The organism is Pseudomonas sp. NFIX28 (assembly GCF_900107395.1).
Classification (GTDB): domain Bacteria; phylum Pseudomonadota; class Gammaproteobacteria; order Pseudomonadales; family Pseudomonadaceae; genus Aquipseudomonas.
Genome location: NZ_FNPW01000015.1, coordinates 17,282 through 42,456, shown reverse-complemented (window position 1 = coordinate 42,456; position 25,175 = coordinate 17,282). Strand labels below are relative to the sequence as shown.

23 protein-coding genes, 1 tRNA gene and 1 pseudogene are annotated in these 25,175 nt (G+C 63.0%); 11 read left to right on the top strand and 14 right to left on the bottom strand.

Going from position 1 to position 25,175, the window contains the following annotated elements; genetic code table 11:
• Nucleotides 1–7 precede the first annotated feature (7 nt).
• The 8 genes from BLV20_RS24505 to BLV20_RS24470 form a co-directional block, all read right to left on the bottom strand.
• Nucleotides 8–1,399 (bottom strand): GntP family permease, encoded by a 1,392-nt coding sequence (locus tag BLV20_RS24505; RefSeq protein ID WP_092305010.1) that lies wholly within the window; start codon nucleotides 1,397–1,399, stop codon nucleotides 8–10.
• Nucleotides 1,400–1,674: 275 nt separating this feature from the next.
• Entirely contained in the window at nucleotides 1,675–3,093 is a 1,419-nt protein-coding gene (locus BLV20_RS24500) for a sigma-54 interaction domain-containing protein (protein WP_092305009.1), read from the bottom strand.
• A gap of 274 nt (nucleotides 3,094–3,367) precedes the next feature.
• The gene (locus BLV20_RS24495; RefSeq protein ID WP_092305008.1) at nucleotides 3,368–4,942 is read right to left on the bottom strand and encodes an ABC transporter ATP-binding protein; all 1,575 of its coding nucleotides are present in this window, start codon (nucleotides 4,940–4,942) and stop codon (nucleotides 3,368–3,370) included.
• Nucleotides 4,943–4,959: 17 nt separating this feature from the next.
• Entirely contained in the window at nucleotides 4,960–5,982 is a 1,023-nt protein-coding gene (locus BLV20_RS24490) for an ABC transporter permease (protein WP_092305007.1), read from the bottom strand.
• The gene (locus BLV20_RS24485) at nucleotides 5,982–7,043 is read right to left on the bottom strand and encodes a microcin C ABC transporter permease YejB (RefSeq protein WP_092305006.1); all 1,062 of its coding nucleotides are present in this window, start codon (nucleotides 7,041–7,043) and stop codon (nucleotides 5,982–5,984) included. The genes BLV20_RS24490 and BLV20_RS24485 overlap by 1 nt, the downstream gene beginning before the upstream one ends.
• On the bottom strand, nucleotides 7,043–8,911 hold the full coding sequence (locus tag BLV20_RS24480; protein ID WP_092305005.1) for an extracellular solute-binding protein: 1,869 nt from the start codon (nucleotides 8,909–8,911) through the stop codon (nucleotides 7,043–7,045). The genes BLV20_RS24485 and BLV20_RS24480 overlap by 1 nt, the downstream gene beginning before the upstream one ends.
• 135 nt (nucleotides 8,912–9,046) lie before the next feature.
• Nucleotides 9,047–9,328: a peptidylprolyl isomerase gene (locus BLV20_RS24475; RefSeq protein WP_092305004.1), complete on the bottom strand. Its 282-nt coding sequence runs from the start codon at nucleotides 9,326–9,328 to the stop codon at nucleotides 9,047–9,049.
• 211 nt (nucleotides 9,329–9,539) lie between these two features.
• On the bottom strand, nucleotides 9,540–10,631 hold the full coding sequence (locus BLV20_RS24470) for a 3-deoxy-7-phosphoheptulonate synthase (protein ID WP_092305003.1): 1,092 nt from the start codon (nucleotides 10,629–10,631) through the stop codon (nucleotides 9,540–9,542).
• 643 nt (nucleotides 10,632–11,274) lie between these two features.
• Here BLV20_RS24470 and BLV20_RS24465 point away from each other — a divergent pair.
• Nucleotides 11,275–12,033 carry a carbon-nitrogen hydrolase family protein gene (locus BLV20_RS24465; protein WP_092305002.1) on the top strand — a complete coding sequence of 253 codons (759 nt, stop codon included), beginning with the start codon at nucleotides 11,275–11,277 and terminating at the stop codon, nucleotides 12,031–12,033.
• Entirely contained in the window at nucleotides 12,030–12,476 is a 447-nt protein-coding gene (locus BLV20_RS24460) for a GNAT family N-acetyltransferase (protein ID WP_092305001.1), read from the top strand. Before BLV20_RS24465 ends, BLV20_RS24460 begins: the two co-directional genes overlap by 4 nt.
• Before the next feature lie 42 nt (nucleotides 12,477–12,518).
• Here BLV20_RS24460 and BLV20_RS24455 read toward each other — a convergent pair whose 3' ends face one another.
• Complete coding sequence (locus BLV20_RS24455) at nucleotides 12,519–12,749, bottom strand: DNA-binding protein (RefSeq protein ID WP_092305000.1); 231 nt, start codon at nucleotides 12,747–12,749, stop codon at nucleotides 12,519–12,521.
• Between the two features lie 81 nt (nucleotides 12,750–12,830).
• On the opposite strand from BLV20_RS24455, the gene BLV20_RS24450 reads away from it, so the two are divergent.
• The 7 genes and pseudogenes from BLV20_RS24450 (at nucleotide 12,831) to BLV20_RS24420 (ending at nucleotide 17,674) form a co-directional block, all read left to right on the top strand.
• The gene (locus BLV20_RS24450; RefSeq protein WP_092304999.1) at nucleotides 12,831–13,196 is read left to right on the top strand and encodes a helix-turn-helix domain-containing protein; all 366 of its coding nucleotides are present in this window, start codon (nucleotides 12,831–12,833) and stop codon (nucleotides 13,194–13,196) included.
• Between the two features lie 145 nt (nucleotides 13,197–13,341).
• Complete coding sequence (gene uvrY / locus BLV20_RS24445) at nucleotides 13,342–13,983, top strand: response regulator transcription factor GacA (protein WP_020295157.1); 642 nt, start codon at nucleotides 13,342–13,344, stop codon at nucleotides 13,981–13,983.
• Nucleotides 13,984–13,985: 2 nt separating this feature from the next.
• Entirely contained in the window at nucleotides 13,986–15,809 is a 1,824-nt protein-coding gene (uvrC, locus tag BLV20_RS24440; protein WP_092304998.1) for an excinuclease ABC subunit UvrC, read from the top strand.
• A gap of 257 nt (nucleotides 15,810–16,066) precedes the next feature.
• A complete protein-coding gene (gene pgsA, locus BLV20_RS24435) occupies nucleotides 16,067–16,627 on the top strand; it encodes a CDP-diacylglycerol--glycerol-3-phosphate 3-phosphatidyltransferase (protein WP_009049612.1) in 561 nt (186 codons plus the stop codon).
• Between the two features lie 63 nt (nucleotides 16,628–16,690).
• Nucleotides 16,691–16,766 (top strand) — tRNA-Gly (locus tag BLV20_RS24430).
• Between the two features lie 276 nt (nucleotides 16,767–17,042).
• Nucleotides 17,043–17,315, top strand: a pseudogene (locus tag BLV20_RS24425) (hypothetical protein); the annotation flags it as partial.
• Nucleotides 17,316–17,422: 107 nt separating this feature from the next.
• Entirely contained in the window at nucleotides 17,423–17,674 is a 252-nt protein-coding gene (locus tag BLV20_RS24420; RefSeq protein ID WP_371914337.1) for a hypothetical protein, read from the top strand.
• Between the two features lie 72 nt (nucleotides 17,675–17,746).
• On the opposite strand, the gene BLV20_RS24415 is transcribed toward BLV20_RS24420, so the two are convergent.
• The 5 genes from BLV20_RS24415 to BLV20_RS24395 all read right to left on the bottom strand — a co-directional run bounded on the left by BLV20_RS24415 (nucleotide 17,747) and on the right by BLV20_RS24395 (nucleotide 24,039).
• Nucleotides 17,747–21,904, bottom strand: a complete 4,158-nt coding sequence (locus BLV20_RS24415; protein ID WP_092304996.1) for a CheR family methyltransferase — start codon at nucleotides 21,902–21,904, stop codon at nucleotides 17,747–17,749.
• Nucleotides 21,905–22,269: 365 nt separating this feature from the next.
• A complete protein-coding gene (locus BLV20_RS24405; protein ID WP_092304994.1) occupies nucleotides 22,270–22,770 on the bottom strand; it encodes a DUF4142 domain-containing protein in 501 nt (166 codons plus the stop codon).
• On the bottom strand, nucleotides 22,767–22,946 hold the full coding sequence (locus tag BLV20_RS31140; protein WP_139192738.1) for a hypothetical protein: 180 nt from the start codon (nucleotides 22,944–22,946) through the stop codon (nucleotides 22,767–22,769). The genes BLV20_RS24405 and BLV20_RS31140 overlap by 4 nt, the downstream gene beginning before the upstream one ends.
• 52 nt (nucleotides 22,947–22,998) lie before the next feature.
• Complete coding sequence (locus BLV20_RS24400; RefSeq protein WP_175540258.1) at nucleotides 22,999–23,523, bottom strand: DUF4142 domain-containing protein; 525 nt, start codon at nucleotides 23,521–23,523, stop codon at nucleotides 22,999–23,001.
• Nucleotides 23,524–23,655: 132 nt separating this feature from the next.
• The gene (locus BLV20_RS24395) at nucleotides 23,656–24,039 is read right to left on the bottom strand and encodes an NUDIX hydrolase (protein WP_092304992.1); all 384 of its coding nucleotides are present in this window, start codon (nucleotides 24,037–24,039) and stop codon (nucleotides 23,656–23,658) included.
• A gap of 436 nt (nucleotides 24,040–24,475) precedes the next feature.
• On the opposite strand from BLV20_RS24395, the gene BLV20_RS24390 reads away from it, so the two are divergent.
• A complete protein-coding gene (locus tag BLV20_RS24390) occupies nucleotides 24,476–24,730 on the top strand; it encodes a DUF1652 domain-containing protein (protein WP_092304991.1) in 255 nt (84 codons plus the stop codon).
• Between the two features lie 90 nt (nucleotides 24,731–24,820).
• Nucleotides 24,821–25,117 (top strand): hypothetical protein, encoded by a 297-nt coding sequence (locus BLV20_RS24385; protein ID WP_092304990.1) that lies wholly within the window; start codon nucleotides 24,821–24,823, stop codon nucleotides 25,115–25,117.
• Nucleotides 25,118–25,175: the final 58 nt, after the last annotated feature.

The following is a 25,175-nucleotide window of genomic DNA, read 5'->3' as shown; positions in this document are numbered from 1 at the left end:
GAATACCTCACACAATGCCGGTGGCGTAGAAAGTGGCGATCACGACGAAAACGGCCAGGGTCTTGATCAGCGTAATGCAGAAAATGTCCTTGTAGGCCTGGCGGTGGGTCAGGCCGGTGACCGCCAGCAGGGTGATCACCGCGCCGTTGTGCGGCAGGGTGTCCATGCCGCCGCTGGCCATGGCGGCCACGCGGTGCAGCACTTCCAGCGGGATGTTGGCGGCGTGGGCGGCGCTGATGAAAGTCTCGGACATGGCCGCCAGGGCGATGCTCATGCCGCCCGAGGCGGAGCCGGTGATGCCGGCCAGCAGGGTCACGGTGATGGCTTCGTTGACCAGCGGGTTGGGGATGCTCTTCAGCCAGTCCGACAGCACCAGGAAGCCCGGCAAGGAGGCGATCACCGCGCCGAAGCCGTATTCCGAAGCGGTGTTCATCGCCGCCAGCAGGGCGCCGCTGACCGCGCTCTTGCTGCCCTCGGCGAGCCTGCCGCGAATGGCCGAGAAGCCGAACACCAGGACCATGATGATGCCCACCAGCAGGGCGGCCTGGACCGCCCAGATGGCGGTGAGCTTGGCGACGTCGGTCTGCACCGGAGCGGCCATGCCGGCCAGGGCCAGGCTGTGGGTCTTGCCGTACCACTGCGGAATCCAGTGGGTGAACAGCAGGTTCATCAGGCCCACCAGCAGCAGCGGCGACAGGGCGATCCAGGGGTTGGGCAGCTGGATGTCGGCGGCGGTTTCCGGCTCGTTGCGCAGGTCGCTGCCGTAGCCTTCACCGGCTTTGTGCGCCTTGTTGCGCTGGTGCTGGAGAAACAGCATGCCGGCGCAGAACACGAAGACGGTGCCGATCACCCCCAGCCAGGGCGCGGCCCAGGCGGTAGTGTTGAAGAAGGTGCTGGGGATGATGTTCTGGATCTGCGGCGTGCCGGGCAGGGCGTCCATGGTGAAGGAGAACGCGCCGAGGGCGATGGTCGCCGGGATCAGCCGCTTGGGGATATTGCTCTGGCGGAACATTTCCGCGGCGAACGGATAGACCGCGAACACCACCACGAACAGCGACACGCCGCCGTAGGTCAGCAGGGCGCAGACCAGCACGATTACCAGCATCGCCTGGCGGGTGCCGAGCAGGCGGATGGCCGCCGCGACGATCGAGCGGGAGAAGCCCGACAACTCGATCAGCTTGCCGAACACCGCGCCGAGCAGGAACACCGGGAAGTAGAGTTTGATGAAGCCGACCATTTTCTCCATGAACACGCCGGTGAAGGCTGGAGCCACGGCGGACGGGTCGGTGAGCAGGACGGCGCCGAGGGCGGCGATGGGGGCAAAGAGAATAACGCTGTAGCCACGGTAAGCAGCCAACATCAGCAGCGCGAGGGCTGCTAGGGCAATGATCACACTCATGGTGTGTCTCTCCAGGATTGTTATTTTTGTAGGGTGTTGCGGGTGTGGGAGGGGCTATAGCGAGTTTTGTGCCATATACGTAAGTGTTTGATAAATAACGATATTTTTATGGGTCTGGAGAGTGGAGATAGAGTTTTGTCTCTGTTTTGAGACTTTTGTTGGTTGGGAGGGCGTTATCGCGGGCAAGCCTCGCTCCTACGAGTCTGTAGGAGCGAGGCTTGCCCGCGATCAGCGCGTAGCGCTGGGCCTTTCTCTGTATGGGGATTCGTGTCTCTTTATTGAGACTCTTCGATCCCCAGCGCCGCCATTTTCTTGTACAAAGTCGAGCGCCCCAGCCCCAGGCGTGCCGCGGCATCCACCACTTTGCCGCGGCATTGCGCCAGGGTCGCCTCGATCAACTGGCGGTCGAAACGCTCCCGCGCGGCGGCGAAGGTTTCGTTGGCTTGCACCTCGACGACCTGGGCACTGGCCGCGCGCGGCACCGGGCTGAAGGTGCCGATGGCCGCGCGCAGGTCGCTGGCATTGAGCATCAGGTCGTCGCTGAGCAGGGCGGCGCGTTCCAGGACGTTGCGCAGCTCGCGGATATTGCCCGGCCAGGTGTGCTGGCCGAGCAGGGCCAGGGCGTCGGGGGCCAGTTCGTGCTGGCTGCGCAGTTCTTCGAGAATGGCTTCGCTGAGCGCCGGCAGGTCGTCCAGGCGTTCGCGCAGCGGCGGCACCTGGATCGGCAGCACGTTGAGGCGGTAATACAGGTCGGCGCGGAATTCGCCGCGCTTGATCGCCGCCTCGAGGTTGGTGGAGGTGGCGGCGATTACCCGCACGTCGCTCTGGATCACCTCGTTGGAGCCCACCGGCTCGAACTCTTTTTCTTGCAGCACCCGCAGCAGCTTGCTTTGCAGGGGTAGGGGCATGTCGCCGATCTCGTCGAGGAACAGCGTGCCGCCCTGGGCGATTTGCAGTTTGCCGGCGCGGCCCTTGCGGTCGGCGCCGGTGAAGGCGCCGGGGGCGGTGCCGAAGAACTCGGCTTCCAGCAGGGCTTCCGGAATCGCCGCGCTGTTGATGCTGACAAAGGCCTTGTGCGCCCGTGGCGACGAGGCGTGGATGGCCTGGGCCAGCAGCTCCTTGCCGGTGCCGGTCTCGCCTTGCAGCAGCACCGGCGAGTCGGCGCTGGCGCTACGTCGGGCACGGCGTTTGACCTCCAGGCTGGCGGCGCTGGTGCCGATGAAGTGGGCGAAGTTGTATTTGGCCTGCCGCGCCCGCAGCAGCGAGCGCGTGGAAGCAAGCTCTTCCTGCATGCTCAGGTAGCGCTTGAGCATCGGCGACAGGCTGCGCAGCTCGTCGAACAGGGCAAAGCCGATGGCGCCGATTACCGCCCCGGCGTCGTCGTGGATCGGCAGGCGCATCACCACCAGCGGGTCCTTGGGGGTGTCTTGCATGTCCAGCAGGATCGGCCGCCCGGTGCGCACCACTTCGCGCAACAGGCTGCCGGGGATCACGCTTTCGCAGGCCTTGCCGATGGCGAACGCCGCCGACTCCAGGCCAAAGCGCCGGGCATAGCGCTCGTTCATCCAGACGATATTGGCGTCGCGGTCGACGATCACCGTGCCCTCGCTGGATTGCTCGATGATCTCGAACAGCGAACGGATCGCCAGTTGGCGGACCCGCTGGTAATCCTTGAGGCTTTCGGTGTCGTTCATGGGCTAGGTCCTTGAGGGAGCGCGGCGCCGATTATGCCGGGAATCCTCACGGCTGGCTCTTGCCTTGTAGCCGCTGCGGCAGGCTGCGATAAGACCCGCAGGGTCTTCCGGCGTCAGTGATATCGCCACGACCGTTCCGGTCGATCGCAGCCTGCGGCAGCGGCTACAGGTGGGATTCTGTAGGAGCGAGGCTTGCCCGCGATAGGCTTGACGCGGTGGGCCTGCAATACCGCGATGTCTGAATCGCGGGCAAGCCTCGCTCCTACGGTTGGGGTCAGGCGGGGTGGGCGGCGGCCAGCAGTTCGCGGGTGTAGGGATGCTGCGGCGCTTCGAACACTTCGTGGCTGGGGCCGCGTTCGACCACTTTGCCGTCCTTGATCACGAGCATGTCGTGGGCCAGGGCGCGGACCACGGCCAGGTCGTGGCTGATAAACAGGTAGGTCAGGCCGTGGCGTTCCTGGAGCTGGCGCAGCAGCGCCACCACCTGTTTCTGCACGGTGCGGTCGAGGGCCGAGGTCGGTTCGTCCAGCAAAATCAGCGCCGGCTTGAGCACCAGGGCACGGGCAATGGCGATGCGCTGGCGCTGGCCACCGGAGAACTCGTGGGGGTAGCGGTGGCGGCTGGCCGGGTCGAGGCCGACTTCCTCCAGCACCTGGATCACCTGCTGCTCGCATTGCTGGGCGGTGGACTGGCTGTGCACCTCCAGCCCTTCGCTGATGATCTGTTGCACCGACATCCGTGGGCTGAGGCTGCCGAACGGGTCCTGGAACACCACCTGCATCTGTTTGCGCCAGGGCCGCAACTGCTTCTGGTTGAGGCCGTCGAGCGCCTCGCCCTGGAAGCGGATGCTGCCTTCGGAGTCGAGCAAACGCAGGATCGCCTGGCCAAGGGTCGACTTGCCCGAGCCGGACTCGCCGACGATGCCCAGGGTCTTGCCGCGCTGCAGGCTCAGGCTGATGCCGTCGACCGCCCGCAGGTATTGCTTGCGGCGGAACAGCCCGCCGCCGATCTGGAACTGCACGTTGAGGTCGTCCACCTGCAGCACCACTTCGCGCTCGTCCCGGGGTAGGGCTTCGCCTTCGGGCTCGGCGTTGAGCAGCACGCAGCTGTAGGGATGTTTAGGCGCAGTGAACAGGGTTTCGCAGGGCGCCTGCTCGACAATCTGCCCGGCCTTCATCACGCACACGCGCTGGGCGATGCTGCGCACCAGGTTGAGGTCGTGGCTGATCAGCAGCAGCGACATGCCCAGGCGCTGTTGCAAGGACTTGAGCAACAGCAGGATCTTGCGCTGCACCGTCACGTCGAGGGCGGTGGTGGGTTCGTCGGCGATCAGCAGTTCCGGCTCGCAGGCCAGGGCCATGGCGATCATCACCCGCTGGCGCTGGCCGCCGGAAAGCTGGTGCGGATAGGCCTTGAGCCGTTCCTCGGGTTTCTGGATGCCCACCAGGCGCAGCAGCTCGAGGATCCGCGCCTGGGCCGCCTTGCCACCCAGCCCTTTGTGCAGCAGCAGGGTTTCGCCGATCTGCTTTTCGATGCTGTGCAGCGGGTTCAGCGAGGTCATCGGCTCCTGGAAGATCATGGCGATGCGGTCGCCGCGCAGCTTCTGCAAGGTCCGCGCGTCGGCGCCGAGCAATTCCTGGCCTCGATAGCGAATGCTGCCGCTGCTCTGGGTATCGCAGTCGGGCAGCAGTTGCAGGATCGAGTGGGCGGTCACCGACTTGCCCGAACCGGACTCGCCAACCAGGGCCAGGCACTCGCCGGGGCGGATGTCCAGGCACAGGTCGCGCACCACCTTCTGGCCGTTGAAGGCCACGTTGAGGTCGCGGATTTCGATCAGGTTGTCAGTCATTTCAGGGGCCGCTTCATTCAAGATCGTGGATCGAAGGCATCGCGCAGCGCCTCGCCGATAAACACCAGCAGCGAGAGGATCAGCGCCAGGGTGAAAAACGCCGTGAGGCCCAGCCAGGGCGCTTGCAGGTTCTGTTTGCCCTGGCCGATCAGCTCGCCCAGCGAGGCGCTACCGGCGGGCATGCCGAAGCCGAGGAAGTCCAGCGCGGTGAGGGTGGAGATCGCCCCGGTGAGAATGAACGGCAGGTAGCTCAGGGTGGCGTTCATGGCGTTGGGCAGGATGTGCCGCACGATCACCTTGCGGTCGTTGAGGCCCAGGGCGCGGGCGGCCTTGACGTATTCCAGGTTGCGCCCACGGAGGAACTCGGCGCGCACCACATCGACCAGGGCCAGCCAGGAAAACAGCGCCATGATCCCCAGCAGCCACCAGAAGTTCGGCTCGACGAAACCGGAAAGGATAATCAGCAGGTACAGCACCGGCAGCCCCGACCAGACTTCCAGCAAGCGCTGGCCCAGCAGGTCGACCCAGCCGCCGTAATAGCCCTGCAGGGCACCGGCGGCGATGCCGATCAGGGCGCTGATAAAGGTCAGCGCCAGGGCGAACAGGATCGACACCCGGGCGCCATAGATCACCCGGGCCAGCACGTCGCGCGCCTGGTCGTCGGTGCCCAGCCAGTTGACCGCGCTCGGCGGGCTCGGGGCCGGACGGCTGAGGTCGTAGTTGGGCGTGTCTTCGCTGAACGGGATCGGCGGGAACAGCAGCCAGCCGCCGTCCCGGCGGATCAGTTGCTGCACGTAGTCGCTGCGGTAGTCGGCCTGGAATGGCAACTGTCCGCCGAACTCCTGCTCGGTGTAGCGCTTGAACACCGGGAAATACAGCGAGCCCTGGTAGCTGACCACCAGCGGTTTGTCGTTGGCGATCAGCTCACCACCCAGGGTCAGGCCGAACAGGCCGATAAACAGCCACAGCGACCACCAGCCACGGCGGTTTTTCTTGAAACGTTCGAAGCGCCGGCGCGCCAGCGGGGAGAGGTTGAGCATCAGGCGTTCCTCGCGGCGAAGTCGATACGCGGGTCGACCAGGGTGTAGCAGAGGTCGCCGATGAGTTTTATCAGCAGGCCGAACAGGGTGAAGATGAACAGCGAGCCGAACACCACCGGGTAGTCCCGCGACACCGCGGCCTCGTAGCTCATGCGCCCGAGGCCGTCGAGGGAGAAGATCACCTCGATCAGCAGGGAGCCGGCGAAGAACACGCTGATAAAGGCCTGGGGAATGCCCGAGACCACCAGCAGCATGGCGTTGCGGAACACATGGCCGTAGAGCACCCGGCGTTCGCTCAGGCCCTTGGCCCGGGCGGTGACCACGTACTGGCGGGTGATCTCGTTGAGGAACGAGTTCTTGGTGAGGATGGTCAGGGTGGCGAAGCCGCCGATCACCAGGGAGGTCACCGGCAGCACCAGGTGCCAGAAATAGTCGGCGATCTTGCCGACGGTGCTCAGTTGCTCGAAGTTCTCCGAGACCAGCCCGCGCACCGGGAACCAGTTCAGCGAGGTGCCGCCGGCGAACATCACGATCAGGAACATGGCGAACAGGAAGGCCGGCATGGCGTAGCCGATGATGATCGCGGTGCTGCTCCAGATATCGAAATGGCTGCCGTGGTGCACCGCCTTGCGGATTCCCAGGGGGATCGACACCAGGTAGGTGATCAGCGTCGCCCAGAGGCCGAGGGAAAGGGTGACCGGCATCTTCTGCAGGATCAGCTCGGTGACCGTGGCGCCGCGGAAGAAGCTCTTGCCGAAGTCCAGCTGCGCGTAGCTCTTGAGCATCAGCCACAGGCGCTCGTGGGCCGGTTTGTCGAAGCCGTACTGTTTCTCGATGTCCTTGATCAGCTGCGGGTCGAGGCCACGGCTGGCCCGCGAGTTGCCGCTGACGGCGTCGCTGGAACCGCCGAGGTTGCCGCCGCCCCCTATGCCTTGCAGGCGGGCGATGGCCTGTTCCACCGGGCCGCCGGGGGCGGCCTGGACGATGGCGAAGTTGACCAGCAGGATGATCAGCAGGGTCGGGATGATCAGCAGCAGGCGCCGCAGGATATACGCCAGCATCAGTGCGGCCCTCCGGGCTTGCCGCGCCGGATGCGTTCGGCAGCCATTTGTTCGTTGGTCAGGGGCGTGCGGCTGACTTCCCACCAGCTTTCGATGGCTTCGTCATTGCTGGCGGGAATGGCCGGCATGCCGAAGCGGTTCCACCACACGGTGGAGGTGCCCGGCGGGTAGTAATTGGGAATCCAGTAGTAATTCCATTGCAGCACCCGGTCCAGGGCGTGGGCGTAGCGCAGCATCTGCGGCTGGGTGGTGGCCTTGACCAGGCCGGTGATCAGGCTGTCGACCGCCGGGTTTTTCAGCACCATCAGGTTGCTGGAGCCGGGGTCGTTGGCCGCCGCCGAGCCGAAGTAATTGTACAGCTCCAGCCCCGGCGAGGTGGTCACCGGGTAGCCGGTGACGATCATGTCGTAGTCGCGGGCCATCAGTCGGTTGACGTATTGCGAGGCGTCGATGCGGCGGATCTCCAGGGTGATGCCGATCTGCGCCAGGTTGCGCTTGTAGGGCAGCAGCAGGCGCTCGATGCCGTTCTGGCTGTTGAGGAAGGTGAAGCGCAGCGGCTCGCCGTCGGCATTGACCAGTTGGTCGCCGTCGGGCTTCCAGCCGGCCGCTTCGAGCAGGGCCAGGGCTTGCAGCTGTTTATCGCGGATCAGGCCGCTGCCGTCGGTTTTCGGCGCTTCGAAGACCTTGCTGAAGACTTCGTCGGGAACCTGCCCGCGCAACGGCTCGAGGATTTTCAGCTCCTCGGCATCCGGCAGTGCCCGGGCGGCCAGGGCGCTGTTGGAGAAGAAGCTCTGCTGGCGGATATACATGTCGCGCATCATCTGCCGGTTGCTCCACTCGAAGTCCCAGAGCATGGCCAGGGCCTGGCGCACGCGGCGGTCCTGGAACATCGGCTTTTGCAGGTTGAACACAAAGCCCTGGGCCGATTGCGGCGCCTGCTTGGCCAGGTGGGCCTTTTGCAGGCGGCCGTCGGCCAGGGCCGGGCCGTCGTAGCCGATGGAGAAGCCGGTGGCGGAGAACTCGCGGTTGTAATCGTAGGCGCCGCCGCGCAGCACCTGGCGCGCCACGTCGGTGTCGCCGAAGTACTCGATGCTGAAGCGGTCGAAGTTGTACAGGCCGCGGCTGACCGGCAGGTCCTTGCCCCACCAGTCGGCATCGCGGGTGAAGGTGATGCTGTTGCCGTTGTCGACCTTGCTCACCTTGTACGGGCCGCTGCCCAGGGGCGCTTCATAGCCACCGCCGCCGGCGAAGTCGCGACTCTTCCACCAGTGCTCGGGAAGCACCGGCAGGGTCGCGATATCCAGGGGCAGGGTGCGGTTTTCGTTGCTCTTGAAATCGAAGCGGATGACCTGCGGCGACTCGACTTCGACACCTTTGACGTCGGCGAACTGGGTGCGATAGCGCAGGCTGCCCTGGGTCATCAGCAAGTTGTAGGTGTAGCGCACGTCTTCGGCGCTGATGGGCTGGCCGTCGGCGAAGCGGGCCTTGGGGTTGAGGTAGAAACGCAGCCACAGGCCGTCCTCGGCGCGCTCCATTTTCTCTGCCACCAGGCCGTAGACGGTGTAGGGCTCGTCCAGCGAGCGCTGGGCCAGGGGCGAGTAGATATAGCCGTCGAGTTGCGAGACGCCGATGCCTTTGTCGATATAAGGCAATACATGGTCGAAGCGGCCGATCTCGATGGCCGAGCGGCGCATGCTCCCGCCCTTGGGCGCCCGTGGGTTGGTGTAGGTGAAGTGGCTGAAGCCGGCGGGGTATTTGGCCGGTTCGCCATAGACGGTCAAGGCGTGTTGCGGTGCGGCGCCGGCACTCGCGGCCCCCAGCAGCAGGGCCAGGGTGGTGAAGATCAGGGAGGGGAAAAGCAGTCGCATTGTCAGCCTTAAGAGCCGGGTGATCGATGATCACGATTTGTACGCTACCGGCGCGCTGCTGACCAGCGCGGGCCGTAGCCCAAACACAACGGCCCACCAAAGGGTGGGCCGTCGTTCATGCGAATCGCGACAGGATCAGTCCTGGCGGCTGGTCACTTCCAGCAGGTGATAGCCGAACTGGGTCTTCACCGGGCCTTGCACGACGTTGACCGGGGCGCTGAACACCACGGTGTCGAATTCCTTGACCATCTGGCCTGGGCCGAACGAGCCGAGGTTGCCGCCGTCACGGCTGGATGGGCAGGTGGAGTGCTTCTTGGCGACTTCGGCGAAGTCGGCGCCGGCTTCGATCTCGGCTTTCAGTTCGTTGCACTTGGCTTCGCTGGCAACGAGGATATGACGGGCGGTGGCTTTGGCCATGGGGGTTGCTCCTTTCAAGAAAGTGGTGAGCCTACCGGATTGTGTGACCTATTTCTCGCCAAAGTTCCGTCAAGACGTTGCCGCAAGAGATGGCCGGTCGATGGCATTTATTCTGTAGGAGCGAGGCTTGCCCGCGATGAACGGTGACGCGCTGTAACTGATCTTTCGCGTCGCCTGGATCGCGGGCAAGCCTCGCTCCTACGTGCCGGGGTCAGGCGGAGGCCGGAGCGCTCTGGCGGGCACTGTGCAGCTGCCGGGCGGCATTGCGCAGCAGCTGTTCGGTGGCGTCCCAGCCCAGGCAACCGTCCGTCACCGAAACCCCGTAGCGCAGCGTCGGGCTCAGGGGCTGGCAGCCTTCGAACAGATGGCTTTCCAACATCACCCCGACCAGGGACGAATCGCCTTGCAGGCGCTGCGCCAGGACCTCGTCGAACACCGCCGGTTGGCGCAACGGGTCCTTGCCGCTGTTGGCATGGCTGCAATCGACCATGATCCGCGCGGGGATCTTCAGCTTCTGCAGGTCGTGCTGCACCTGGGCCACGCTCTGGCGATCGTAGTTCGGGCCGCGATGGCCGCCGCGCAGCACCAGGTGCGTGTCGGGGTTGCCCGGGGTCTGGATCACCGCCGGATGGCCCTGGCTGTCGATGCCGAAGTGGCGGTGCGGGTGCGCCGCCGAGCGCATCGCGTCGCAGGCAATGCCGACGCCGCCGTCGGTGCCGTTCTTGAAGCCCACAGGCATGCCCAGGCCACTGGCCAGCTCGCGGTGGATCTGCGATTCGGTGGTGCGCGCGCCGATGGCGACCCAGCTCAGCAGGTCGTCGAAATAGCCGGCGGCCATGGGTTGCAGCAGCTCGGTGGCGATCGGCAGGCCCAGGCGGAGCATTTCCCGCATCAGCTCACGGGACAGGGTCAGGCCGCCGGCCATGTCGTCGCTGCCATCCAGGCGCGGGTCGTAGGCCAGGCCTTTCCAGCCGACGGTGGTGCGCGGTTTTTCGACGTAGGCACGCATCACCAGCAGCAGCTCGTCACTGAGCTCGGTGGCCAGGCTGGCCAGGTGGCTGGCGTATTCCAGGGCGGATTGGGGATCGTGGATCGAGCAGGGGCCGACGACGACCAGCAAACGGGAGTCTTCACCGTTGAGGATGGCGCGCACCGCTTGGCGATGGGCGGCGACTTGCTGGCCGAGGGCCAGGCTGATCGGCAGTTGCTGCTTGAGCTCCAGCGAGCTGGGCAGGCGCTGGGTCAGGGATTCATTGGCGCAGTTGCGGGTGGACAGCGGCAGGGCGGATACGGACGAATTCATGTTCAAGGCTTCCTGGGCAGGCGGCGGGTGATTTCCCGCGCGCGGCCCTACTGGGGTGTTCGACAATTGGCCGGATTGGCTGTGCAGGTATGTTTGCCACCAGTAGGTGACCGATCGGAGGCGGCAGGCTGTCCCGAACGGAGGCTGCTAAATCGCCAGGTGGTGCAAGTGTCGTAACGGTAATAGGTGGCGTAGTTCATGGTTCAATCCTCGGTAAGTTCGGTGTGTTGCTTAAAAAATTGCGGTTAAAAATCTTCGGCCCAGAAAAACAAAACCCCCGGTCGGGAGGCCGACCGGGGGTGAGATTTTCTCTGGTAGGCGACCCGTTCAAGTGGGCGCCGTTTGGGTATCAGGCGCGCCAGTGGCTAAACCAATACCCAAAATAAAAGCTCGCCGGAGCGCAGGCGTTTTTCACCCAGGCAGCCGCACCGGAGCGCGCGGCGCTGGCAGTGTGACGATGCATGGTAAGGGTGAGGGACGACATGCTGTTTCTCCGTGAAGTGGGCCGAGCTTACTAGAGGCCGGGGGCGCGGTTCAATCAGAAAATCCTATTGCGTTTTCAGTCGCTGTCTATGAGTGAAGCGCTTTGAGTTTTTTATGACACACTCGCCACGCCCTCCCGAATGCCGATTCAGGTTGAACCATGACCATGCGGACCCTTGCCGCCGCCCAGTCGATTTCCGTTGCCGGAGACCTGCCGGGCAATATCGCCCGGCACCAGGCCTTTATCCGCGTCGCGGCGGAGCAGGGCGTGCAATTGCTGGTATTTCCCGAGCTGTCCCTGACCGGTTATGAGCCCACGCTGGCGGTCGAGCTGGCGATACTGCCGCAGAGCCCGCTGTTGCAACCGTTGCGCGACCTGGCCCGGGAGCTGGGTGTGACAACGGTGGTGGGCATGCCCATTCGCCTGTCGGCCGAGGGGCCGCTGTTGATCGGCGCCCTGGTGCTGGCCGCCGATGGTTCGCTGGCGGTGTACAGCAAGCAGCATCTGCATGCCGGCGAGGAGCGGGTATTCAGCCCCGGCACCGGTGGCGCAAACCTGAGGTTCGCCGAAGACCAGGTAGCCCTGGCGGTGTGCGCCGACTTCTCCCAGGCCAGCCACGCGCGTGCGGCGGCGCAGTCCGGTGCCGGCATCTATGCCGCTGGCGTTTTGATCGGCGAAGCAGGCTATGCCGCGGACAGTGCCTTGTTGCAGGGGTATGCCGCCGAGCATGCAATGCTGGTGCTGATGGCCAACCACGGTGGGCCGACCGGTGGCTGGGTGTCGGCGGGGCGTAGCGCGATCTGGGGCGCCGACGGCGGGCTGATCGTGGCTTCGGCCGGTACAGGCGACGAACTGCTGATTGCCCGGCGCAATGCCGGGCGCTGGAGCGGCCAGTCATTGCCGGTTGACGCGCCTTGAACGGCCTGCAGCTACGTCCGGCCGGCAGCCACGAGGATCTGGTGTTCGCCCGCGACCTGACCCGCAGCACCATGCTGGGTTATCACATTTGTCACGACCTGTTGTGGCTGGATGAGGCCTTCGATGTGGCCTGGGCCGGTCGGCAGAACCTGTTGATCTGCCAGGGCGCCAGGGTGCTGGGATTCGTCAGCCTGAGTCGCGATGCCAAGGCTTTGTACATTCGTGAATTGCATGTGCTCGAGGCGTCGCGCGGGCAAGGCGTCGGGGCCTGGACCATCGAACAGGTGCGTGCGATGGCGCATGACGAGCGGCGTGGGCTGCTGCGGCTGACGGTGTTCAAGGACAATCCGGCGCAGGCGCTTTATGGGCGGATGGGGCTGAGAGTGGTCGGGGAAGACGAGTGTTTTCTGCGGATGGAGCGAAGCAGCGCCGTGGAGGCGTAGCCGCCAGTTGATTCTTCCCGGCAGGATGATGGCATTCGAAGATCAGGCGGGCGTCTGGTCGGGACCCTCGGGTTCGGCCAGGATGACGCCGTCTTTCATGCCCAGCAATACGGCCACCTTGTGCGCCTCGCCGCGCCGTCCTTTCTTGCGGCCAGCCAATACCTGATAAGTGGTGGCTGGATCGACCCCGTGTTCCCGAGCGAACTGTTGAACCGATTTACCTTGATGTTCAAGCCAGGCCTTGGCTTGTGCGGCAGTGCGGATACCGGGCATAGTTCAAAACCGTTCAAATTTGTTCAATGCTTGAAGGGTGTAACACCCCTAGGGGTGCATAAAAAAGGATCATACATCCAAATGAGTGGAATCGGTTCGCGGTTGAGACAGGAAAGGGAACGCCTGGGGTTGTCGCAGAAAAAATTTGGTGAAGTTGGCGGCGTGGAAGCCAATGCCCAAGGCAGATATGAAAGTGGAGACCGTGTGCCCAAGGCGGATTACTTGTCCCGGGTGGCGGCAAAAGGGGTCGATGTCCTTTATATAGTGACCGGCAGGCGGACCCCGACCAGGGCTGAGAACCTCAGCCAGAGCGAAGAGAAAATCCTCGTCAGTTATCGGGCCTTGTACAAGGAAGATCAGGACGCGATCCGGCACCTGACCCATACCCTTGCCGAGCTTTCGGTTTCCAGCCTCATGAAAAGAAAGGCGGACGCCCGAGAGCCTTAGGGCAGGGCGTTCGCAGCGCATCAACCATCCACCGGATACCCCTGATGAACAAGTGCTTTTTATATGGTGTTTGTCATTAGGTCAGCACGCTGCTTTTTTGCTAAGGTGTCCGGCAACCTATAAGACCAAATCGCGAGGTGTCTGCTTGATTAGGGTGCTAGTAGTCGATGACCATGATCTCGTTCGTACAGGTATTACACGAATGCTGGCTGACATCGATGGCCTGCAAGTGGTCGGCCAGGCCGAGTCAGGGGAGGAATCCCTGCTCAAGGCCCGGGAGTTGAAACCCGATGTGGTCCTCATGGACGTCAAGATGCCCGGGATCGGCGGTCTTGAAGCCACGCGCAAATTGTTGCGCAGTCACCCGGATATCAAAGTCGTGGCCGTCACCGTGTGTGAAGAAGATCCGTTCCCGACCCGCTTGCTGCAAGCCGGTGCGGCGGGTTACCTGACCAAAGGTGCGGGCCTCAATGAAATGGTGCAGGCCATTCGCCTGGTGTTTGCCGGCCAGCGTTACATCAGCCCGCAAATTGCCCAGCAGTTGGTGTTCAAGTCATTCCAGCCTTCCAGTGATTCACCGTTCGACGCCTTGTCCGAGCGGGAAATCCAGATTGCGCTGATGATTGTCGGCTGCCAGAAAGTGCAGATCATCTCCGACAAGCTGTGCCTGTCTCCGAAAACCGTTAATACCTACCGTTACCGCATCTTCGAAAAGCTCTCGATCAGCAGCGATGTTGAACTGACATTGCTGGCGGTTCGCCACGGCATGGTCGATGCCAGTGCCTGACAATGACCGACCCGTTTGATCCCAGTGCTTTTCTTTCCACCTGCAGTGGCCGTCCTGGCGTGTATCGCATGTTCGACAGCGATACGCGTCTGCTGTACGTCGGTAAAGCCAAGAATCTGAAGAGCCGCCTGGCCAGCTACTTTCGCAAGACCGGCCTGGCGCCCAAGACCGCTGCCCTGGTGGGGCGCATCGCGCAGATCGAAACCACCATCACCGCCAACGAGACCGAAGCCCTGCTGCTCGAGCAGACGCTGATCAAGGAATGGCGGCCGCCGTACAACATCCTGCTGCGCGACGATAAGTCCTATCCCTATGTGTTTCTCTCGGACGGCGAGTTTCCGCGTTTCAGCATCCATCGTGGGGCGAAGAAGCAGAAGGGCAAGTATTTCGGCCCGTACCCCAGCGCCGGAGCCATTCGCGAGAGCCTAAGCCTGCTGCAAAAGACCTTCATGGTCCGCCAGTGCGAGGACAGCTACTACAAGAACCGCACCCGGCCGTGCCTGCAATATCAGATCAAGCGCTGCAAGGCGCCGTGCGTCGGCCTGGTGGAGGCCGAGGTGTACGCCGAGGATGTGCGCCACTCGGTGATGTTCCTCGAAGGCCGCAGCAATGCCCTGACCGACGAACTGTCGGCCGGCATGGAGCAGGCTGCCAGCACCCTGGACTTCGAAAAGGCCGCCGAGCTGCGCGACCAGATTTCCCTGCTGCGACGGGTCCAGGACCAGCAGAGCATGGAAGGCGGCAGCGGCGACGTCGACGTGGTCGCCGCTTTCGTCAACCCGGGCGGCGCCTGTGTGCACCTGATCAGCGTGCGGGGCGGGCGGGTGCTGGGCAGCAAGAATTTCTTTCCCCAGGTGGGCATCGAGGAAGAGGTGGCCGAAGTCATGTCGGCCTTCCTCGGTCAGTACTTTCTCAGCAGCCCGGAGCGCGACCTGCCCAGCGAGCTGATCGTCAACGTGGTCCATGAGGATTTCCCGGCCCTGATCGCGGCGATCCAGGAGCTGCGTGGCCGCGAGCTGAGCATCAGCCACCGGGTGCGCGGCACGCGGGCGCGCTGGCAGCAATTGGCAGTGACCAACGCCGAACAGGCGCTGAGTGCACGCCTGGCCAACCGGCAGCATGTGGCGGCGCGTTTCGAGGCCCTGGCCGAAGTGCTGAACCTGGACGAGCCGCCGCAACGCCTGGAGTGCTATGACATCAGCCACTCCAGCGGCGAGGCGACCGTGGCGTCCTGCGTGGTGTTCGGTCCGGAAGGGCCGCTGAAGTCCGACTATCGGCGCTACAACATCGAAGGCGTCACCGCCGGCGATGATTATGCGGCGATGCACCAGGCCCTGACACGGCGCTTCAGCAAACTGAAGGACGGCGAGGGCAAGTTGCCGGACATCCTGCTGGTGGACGGCGGCAAGGGCCAGCTGTCCATGGCCCGCGACGTGCTCAACGAGTTGGCGGTGCCTGACCTGATCCTCCTGGGTGTGGCCAAGGGTGCGACACGCAAGGCCGGTTTCGAGACCCTCTACCTCAACGATGCCGCCCATGAGTTCACCCTCAAGGGCGACTCGCCGGCGCTGCACCTGATCCAGCAGATCCGCGACGAGGCTCACCGCTTCGCCATCACCGGCCACCGCGCCCGTCGCGGCAAGACCCGCCGCACCTCGACGCTGGAAGGCGTGGCCGGCGTCGGCCCCAAACGCCGCCGCGACTTGCTTAAACACTTTGGTGGGTTGCAGGAACTGTCTCGCGCCAGTATCGAGGAAATCGCCAAAGCGCCGGGGATCAGTAAAAAGCTCGCTGAGCTGATTTATGCAAACTTGCATAGCGAGTAGGGGAGCGCCCAAGGAAGCTTCAAGGCTTCCTTTTTGGCGGGGCACCGCTGATAGATTCCGATCTACACGGTACTTACAGAAGAACTGAATGTCTTATTTTGCGCGTGTAGACCTTCTGAAGTTGCTCTTTCGAGCGGCCCGAAGTCTTGGAACAGTGTTAGACACGCTGTGCGAGAAGCCCGTAGAATGGCCGTGCCTACCTCATCTGCTGTCTTTTCCGAGTAGATTGCCAACTCACCTCGTAGCCAGTTGTGCCGATGAATATCCCTAATCTGATCACCGTTCTACGCGTTCTGCTCATCCCGATCTTCATTTTGCTGTTTTACCTGCCTTACAACTGGAGCTACATGGCCGCCAGTTCCGTCTTTGCGTTCGCCGCGGCCACCGACTGGCTCGATGGCTACCTGGCGCGGCGTCTGGAGCAGAGCACGCCGTTCGGGGCCTTCCTCGATCCGGTGGCCGACAAGTTGATGGTGGCGGTGGCCCTGGTGCTGCTGGTGCAAGAGCACGGCAACCTGTGGCTGACCCTGCCGGCAGCGGTGATCATCGGGCGTGAAATCGTGGTGTCCGCCCTTCGCGAGTGGATGGCCGAGCTCGGTGCACGCGCCCAGGTGGCGGTGTCCAACATGGGCAAATGGAAAACTGCCGCGCAGATGCTGGCGCTGGTGATCCTGCTGGCCAATCCGCCGGCCTTCACCTTCTGGGTGCTGTTGGGTTATGCCTTGCTGCTGATCGCCGGAGGGCTGACCCTGTGGTCGATGTTGCAGTACCTGCGCGCTGCCTGGCCGCACCTGAAGACCGATGTAGAAAAGAAATAAAACTTTTTTGAATCAAGGGGTTGACGCAGTTTCGAATTTCTATAGAATGCACACCACCAAGACGCGGGAATAGCTCAGTTGGTAGAGCACGACCTTGCCAAGGTCGGGGTCGCGAGTTCGAGTCTCGTTTCCCGCTCCAAATATTAAAAAATGGACCTCTGAAAAGAGGTCCATTTTTTTGCGTAAAAATAATGTCGAGCCAATCGTCATTCTTCTTTCTAAGCCGTACCTGAAGCCCGTATTGCCTTGGCCGGGCCGCTAGCTGGGCACTTGCAGATCGGATTCGACGTCGCCCATTCGCCGCGCAATGCGGCCAGGACGCGTGAGCAAGGACGTCAGCGTCGGGCGGGCAATCAAAAGGAACAGTGAAAAAGCCACGCGGTCTACCGGATTCATCTGCTGGGAGATCGACGCCATGCTCGATAAATCGACAGGTATGCACGCTGGAATACGTTATGTCATCGAGAATCGCGAGCGGGTGGAGCCCTTTACCGGGTTTTTCCTTGACGGCAAGTATTACCTTGGGCCGGACCTGCAAACGACCATTGGCTGGCTCGAAGGCACGCGCTTTTTCTACGATGAGTTGGATCCGGACGGCGAACCCGTATTCAAGGACCGGATCGCCGGCACCATCGAGAACCTGACCTTGACGCTGGTCGATGGCATGCCGCTCGAGCTCCATCCGGTCGCCGACCGTTGAGCAATGTCGCGGCCTGGCCGTTCTCGAGCAGGACAGGGCGCATATCCGAGAAACCCACCACCCACTCGCCGATTTATCGGCAATGAACGAAGGCCGTGGCTGCCATGGTCAATGAACGCAAGACACCGGAACTGGACGCCTGGCGGGGCCTGCTGGAAGACCGTGACTACCGTTCCGGCTCGCCGGACGCCTGGCATCAGGCGCTGTTAAGCGCGGCCGAGGAGTTGCTGCGCAATGGCGTGATCGACTGGGACGATTGGCTCAAGCTCAAGGACCAGGCCAACGCCGCCTATGAGCAAGCCATCAAAGAGGCGGTGGCCCGCAGGCGCGACGATCCGCAAGCGTGAATAGCTGCCCAGCAGGCGATGGCGCTCGCCGCGCTCAAGGCGCGACGAGGTGGGTTCGCCGGGTCTAGACCATCAGTGCTCAGCCGAGCGCAAGCCCGAGCTGCACAGCTCCCTGATCAGGTCGATCAGCGGGTCCTGAGCGACGGGTTTGCTCACATGCCGATCGAATCCCGCATGCTGGGACTTCTTCTGGTCGCTGCTGGCGCCGTAACCGGTCAGCGCAATCGCTGGCGTATGGTGCAAGTGGGCGATCTGGCGCAGGTTCTGCATCAGTTCGTAGCCGTTCATAATCGGCATGCCGATGTCTGAAATGATCAGGTCGTAACTGTTGTTCCTGGCATTGCCCAAGGCCTGCAGCGGGTCATGGAAGGCCTCGACTTGCGCGCCCTCCATCTCCAGCAGCAGTTGCAGGACCTCCATGACTTCCCGCGAGTCGTCCACCAGCAGCACCTTGATGCCGGCAAGGCGTTCGACACCGCCCGGCGCGGGCTGTTTGGGAGCGCTGTCGTTGGGGTGGCTCAGGGGCAAGAGCACGGTAAAGGTGCATCCCTGGCCCAGCCCCTTCGACTGCACGCTGACCGAGCCGCCGTGGGCTTCCACCAGCTGGCGCACCAGTGACAGGCCGATGCCCAGCCCGTCGCGCTGATGAGTGCCGTGCTGGTTGGCCGCCTGGCCGAAAAGGTCGAACACCTTGTTCTGGTCTTCCTCGGCCAGGCCCACGCCGCTGTCGATGACATCCAGCTGCGCCTTATCCTCGACCCGCTGGGCGATCAACTGGACCAGGCCATTGGCCGGGGTGAATTTCAGGGCGTTGTTCACCAGGTTCCAGATCACCTGCTCCAGCCGCGTCGCATCGGCATCGATCATTAACGGCGGTTGCGGTGGCAACGGCACTTGCAGCGTCACCTGGCAGCGATGCCCTTCGCTGAGCACCACGGTATGGATGTCCTGCAGGATCCGGCCAAGATCCACCGGCTGTTTCTTCAGCTTGAGCTTGCCGGTGCGCAAACGCGCCACATCCAGCAGGTCGTCGATGATCCGCGCCTGGCTGGAGACAGCCTCGCAAATGGTATTGACCGCCTTGAGGGCAGGGGCGGCCGCCTTGGTCGTCGGCAGGCGACGCAGCAACTCGGCGTTGAGCTGGATCAGGTTGAGCGGATGCTTGAGTTCATGGGACATCACCGCGAAAAACTCATCCTTGAGGTGGCTGTGGGTCTGGGTCTCCATCAGCTTCTGGTTCTGCTCGTCCTGCATGCGTTTGTGGCCCGTCAGGTCGCGGGCTATTTTCACGTAGCCTTGCAGGCTGTCACCCTTGAGCCGCGTGACTTCGCCGCTGCAGAAAAAGCGCTCGCCGTCCTTGCGTACATGCCAGCGTTCATCGTCGCTGCGGCCGTGTTCGCGGGCGGTGAGCAGCTCGCTTTCCGGCACGCCGCCGGCTCGGTCCTCAGGCGCGAAAATCAGGTCGTAATAGGCGCCCAGCACTTCGTCCTTGGTGTAGCCGAAGATCAGTTGCGCCCCGGTGTTCCAGTCGGTGATGAGGCCCTGGTTGTCGAGGATGATGATGGCGAAATCATGGGTGCTTTCGGCGACCAGGCGCATGCGTTCTTCGCCCAGGCGCAATTCTTCCTCGGCCAGCCGGCGCTTGGTGATATCGATGAAGGTCAGCACGGTGCCGTCGATATGGTCTTCGCTGGAGCGATAGGGCAACAGGCGTGCGATGTACCAGCGCTGATCGTCGCTGTTGACTTCACGCTCGATCATGCTCAACGACTCGAACACGGTCGCGGCGTCCTCGGCCATTTCCGGGTAGTTCAGGCGGTGGGTGATGTCCAGCAACGAGCGTCCGGTGTCCACCGGCAGCATGCTGAAAATGTCGGTGGCGCGCGGGGTGAACCAGCGGATGCGCATGTTGCGGTCGACGAACACCGTGGCGATGTCGGTGGAGGCGATCAGGTTGGTCAGGTAGTCGTTGATCTTGTCGGTTTCCTCGACCTTGGTTTTCAGCTCGTAATTGACCGTCAGCAGCTCTTCATTGATCGACTGCAACTCTTCCTTGCTGGTTTCCAGCTCTTCGGTGGCCGAGCGCAGCTCTTCGTTGAGCGCCTGCATTTCTTCGTTCGACGCCTTGAGCTCCTCGCTGGAGACTTCCGATTGCTCGATGGTGTCCTGCAGATGCAATTTGGTCCGCTGCAACTCCCGCTCGAGGTTGGCCAGCATCTGGTTTTCCGTCTGGCTGGCGCTGGTCTCGCGCAGCTCCCGTGGGTCGGCCTCGGTCTCCTCGAACACCACCAGCACATATTCGTTGTCGGTTTCCTCGTCCTTGAAGGGGCGGGCTGTGAGGTCGATGAAACAAGGCTTCTTTTCCCGCTCGATGCGCACCCGGCGCGCGGTCACCGCAACACCGGACTGTTGCACCTGGAACAGCGTGGTGCGCAGTTCAAGGCGCAGCTCGGGCTGGATCAGGGTCAGCAGGTTGCGGGTGATTTCCCCCGCGACATAGCGCAGGAACCGGCCGGCGCCTTCGCTCATATGCAGGATGTCGGCGTTGGCATCGACGATCATGCTCGGCGGCGCGCACTTTTCCAGGGCGCGAAGGTGGATGTCGGCGAACGAGGTTTTGCGCGAGACCTTGGTTTCCACGGGGTGGGGGTTGCCGATGGTGCGCATGTAGCCGCCTCGCGGCATGGTGGGCGCGCGGCGAACCGTGGCCGAGTTGGGCCGTACCCGGAAAATGCGGTTGCGCTTGTCGACCGGCATGAACAGATCCTGGCAGCCGTCCGCGGATTCGGAGGAACCGAGGAACAGGTAGCCTCCAGGACGCAGGGCGAAGTGGAACATCTGCAGGATCTCCCGTTGCACGTCGCGGTCCAGGTAGATCAGCAGGTTACGGCAGACGATCAAGTCGATCTGCGAAAACGGCGGATCCGCCAGCAGGCTGTGCTTGGCGAACAGCACCTTTTCGCGAATCTCCTTGCGCACCCGGTAATGCTGGTTTTCCCGGGAAAAGTACTGGCGCATGCGCTGCGGAGGCACATCGGTAACGATCGCTTCGGGATAGACCCCCTTGCGTCCCTGGGCGATGGCACGATCGTCGATATCGGTCGCGAATACCTGCAGCTTGGCGTTGCAGGTCTCCAGGGTCATCTGCTCGCTGGCGAGCATTGCCAGGCTATAGGCCTCTTCACCCGTGGAGCAGCCGGCGGACCAGATGCGCAGCTCTTCACGGTGCGGTTGGCTGTCCTGCAAGGACTTCACCAGGGCGGGAATGACATTGCGCTCCAGGGCTTCGAAGGCCTCGCGGTCGCGAAAGAAATTGGTCACGCCGATCAGCATGTCGCCCAGCAGCGCCTTGGTTTCTTCAGGGTGCATCTGCAGGTAATCGTGATAGGCGGCGAGGTCCGGCTGGGCGGTGACCTGCAGGCGGCGCTCGATCCGCCGCAGCACCGTGGCGCGCTTGTAATGCTTGAAGTCGTGGCCGGTGCCGGTGCGCAACAGCATCAGGATGTCTTGCAGCTGCTGTTCCGCCGCCGCGGCATCGCGTTTGGACACCGGCGCCGAGACCTTGATTTGCGGATCGTTGGCGGTCGGCAGGGTGATGAGCTGAGAGTTGCGCCACAGCTCCAGCAGCTTCTGCGGCATTTCGACCACCGGCAGCACCAGGTCGACCATTTGCGTGTCGATGGCCGCGCGCGGCATGTCATCGAATTCGGCGTCTTCAGGGGCCTGCGCCAGGGTAATGCCGCCTTGCTCCTTGATTCGCGAGAGACCGACCGCCCCGTCGGAGCCAGTGCCCGACAGCACCAGGCAGAATGCCCGCTCCTTGTGCACATCCCCCAGGTCGCGGAAAAACAGGTCGATCGCCGTGTGCGGCCCGGCTTCACGCACGTAGGGCGTAACGGCCAGGTAACCGTCGTTCATCGTCAGGTTCCGGCCCGGTGAAATGACGTACACCCGGTTCTTTTCGATGCGGGTCGTGTCTTCCACCTGCTGCACCGGCATCCGGGTGGATTCCTGGATGATCCGGTCGGCGACGCTCTGGTGGTCGGGAGACAAATGCAGGACAACCACGAAGGCCATGCCGTTATCGTTGGGCATATGCTCGAAAAAGGCCTTCACGGCCTGCAGGCCGCCGGCCGAGGCACCGATACCCACCACAGGAAACGGGATGGTATTGGGCGTCAGTTCCCTGCGTTGAGGGACGTTGGCGGAGCGCTTGACGGAGGACTTCATAGTAAGGGCCTTGGAGCAACGCAAGGATCGGACGTTGCCGCATCAAAATGGGAGTTCCAGATGAGGCGGCAAGGATAAATCAGGATAACGCCATCCAGGGTAAATATGCTCGCGCGCTTTGGCAGCAGTCCTATGCCGCTCGTTATACAACGGTGGAGGAGGACAGTCGGCAAAGGTTTATTGCAATGTTCCACGGACTGACGAGTGGTTGGCCGGTGGCGGCCTTTGTCGGCGGGTAGCCGGACGGCCAGCTGAATGGCTGGCGGGCGATCGAGCCGCAGGCTAAAACCTCAGGCACCACCGCGCGCGACAAACGAAAAACCCCGCGCAAGGCGGGGCTTGATGGCAGCAATCGCTGTGCTGCGTCACTTGGTTTTCGCCTGCAACTGCTTCGCCATCTCCAGGTGATGGGTCAGCTTGGGCAGGGTCTTTTCGGCAAAGGCCTTGAGTTCCGGCTTGTCCGAGGAGGCCACCTCTTTCTTGAACAACTCCACGGTGTGCTCATGGGCCAGGACCTGGTTATCGATATACGCTTTGTCGAAGGACTCATCGCGCATTTCCAGGATCATTTTCTTCGCCTTGGCCGTCAGCGAAGCCTCGTCCGGCACCTGGATATCGAGCTTCTTGGCCAGCGCCATCAATTCCTGGTTGGCCTGCGTGTGGTCGTTGACCATCTGCGTGGCAAAGGCCTTGATGTCCGCCGAAGCGCTTTTTTCCAGGGCCAGCTTGCTGCTTTCGACCTCGTTGATGCCGCCCTGCGCGGCGTCTTCGACAAACTCGCTGGACGTTGCCGCCAGGGCGCCCGAAAGGCTCCCCGCGCTCAGCAGGAAAAACAGCCCCAATCGTTTCATCAGCAGGTTGTTCATGTCGTTTCTCCGAGTGACGCGATCATGTTGTCGCCTGACTGTTGATAGAAGGCTGCGGCCAAAGGTTTAACTTTTTTCCAGGGTTTTTTGCCCGCACCTACCGCTTGCCGGAAGGCCTGACCGCTCGTCACGCGGCGCGGGGTTTTTCCCCAACTTTCGCCCTGGCCAGGGTTCACAACCAAAGCCTCCTGGAGCGCCCGAGGCTGTCGCTCGACCAGCGAGCCCGCCTCAGGGCGGGCTCAGCTGCTTGGCGGACGCCTTGAAGCGCGCATGTTGCCGCCGGGCCTTCTCCAGTTGTGCGGAAATATGCGGCAGGGCCTGTTGGGCGAAGCCCTTGAGCTCGGGGTTTTCCGAGGAATTGGCCTCTTTCTTGAACAATGCAAGCCTTTGTTCAAGCCCGTTGGCCAGATTGTCGAGGTAGATCCGCTCGAACGACTCGTCGCGGCTTTCCAGCCTCAGGGTATTCGCCTTGGCAAGCAGGGAGGCCTCGGTGGGCACGTCCATCTTCAGTTTTTTCGCCAGGGCCTTCAGCGCCGCCAGGTCCTTGGCATGCTCGTCGAGCATCTGCTGCGCCAAGGTCTTGACTTGCTCATCGTGGCTTTTATCCAGGGCGATCCTGGCGTTCTGCATTTCGGCGATGTTCTGTTGCGCCGCCGCTTCGACAAAGGCGTTCAGGGTGACCGCGTGGCTGGCGGCCAGGAGGCCGAGGCTCAGCAGCCCGAGCAGCAATCCGCGTGATAACAGGCTGTTCATGGCGCCTCCCGGGTGGCGCCCATTGACGTGGGGCTGAACATCGTTACGTACCTCCTGTGATCGAGATAAGGCGGGCCGGCGCATGCTCGATCGCGCCCGCGCCGTTAACGCACATGGGGCGGCAGCGTGCCTTCATTCCGACGGCAGCTCGGGGTATTGCACCAGCACCGAATCGATCAGCTTGCGAATGCGCCGCTTCACGTAGGGCTGGCGGTCGACCTTTTCCCACTGGCAGTCGGCAATCTCGTTATTGGGCGCGGCGGCCTCCCAATCGCCAAGTCGAGCCTGGAACACGTAGTGCACCGAGTCGCCGACCTGATACAGCATGAGGAACCTCAGGTCTTCGGCGTGCATGCCGGTTTCTTCGCGCAGTTCGCGCCAGGCCGCCTGCGCGGGAGATTCGCCGTCTTCGATCTTGCCGCCGGGCAAGGTCCAGCTAGCGTTGGGTTTGCGGACATACAGCCAATGGCGTCCCTGGCAGCAAATGATTGTCGCGCGCTGTCTGTTTCGTTTCATAAGGCTTGCGTCCTGTCGAAAAAAACGACGCCAGCGACGCCTGGCATACGGCCATAAAACCTGCTGAATACAGGGTCGCCATGGTTTTTCGAAGCACGCCGGCAGCCTTCTGTTCAATCCGGAGCAGGCTTGGGAAGACGAGTGGTCGAAGGCGAGAACGGCTTGGCAAGGCTCGCGCGGCACCCGCCGTCGGTCGAAAAAGAGCCCTGGCCCGCAAGCCAGCAAGGCCCGCGAAGGCGTTGCGATCGTTGCCCGTGCGCAGGCCGCGAAAGGGCCTTGAAAACCGGGCCAGCCCCCGCATTACTGGCTGACGAACAGCACAAAACATGGCCGACGCCGACCTATAATTGACAGGCCTACCAACGGATACCAGCGGTGTGCCTGTATCAATCTTGGAGGCGGTGCGCCTGTATCAAAACTGGATAAGGAGTCTTCCATGATTTCGCATCTAGAGTTGCGACATATTATCGAAGCGGCGTTCCTGCCGATGAAGTGCATCTGCCATATCAGCGCTGACAACTCCATGACCGTTCAACTGCTCGACGCCGATACGCGCGAAGAACTTACGGTGACCGGTATCGATGCCTCCACACTGTGCACTGCGCACGCCATTGCCAACTTCGTCGCCGAGCTGAAAGAGGAAGCCAGGGCCCGGCATGCGAGTGCCAGCCCGATGTGTCGGCAGGCCTGAGGCCAGCCAATGGCCAATACCAGGGCCCGGCGTTGCGTCGGGCCCTGGCGTCATTCAACCGCGAAGCCCACTCGTGCCTTGGAGGCTTCCATGAAACGGCATCCATCGAGCATCAAGGAGCAACCCGCCGAGGATCTGAGCAACCCCAACGACGACGGTTGCGTGCTGGGTACGGCGGGTCGTGACGAAGATCCCAACGCCACCACCGACTGGGGCAAGAAGGGCGCCAGCGCGGACGCTCGCCAGCCAGGGGCAAACGCCCAGGGCTCCTCCGGCTCTTCGCCACGGCCTGCTGACGACCGGGCGCCGCCCGCCGTCCGGCCGCCCCAGGATAACGACCAGCAGCCGGCCGTCGACACGCCGCCCAGGGGCGAAAAAGACGCCTGAGGGGCTTTGCCAAGCGCCGCCGCGCAGCTTGCCTCGCTCCAGCTCCAGCTCCAGCTCC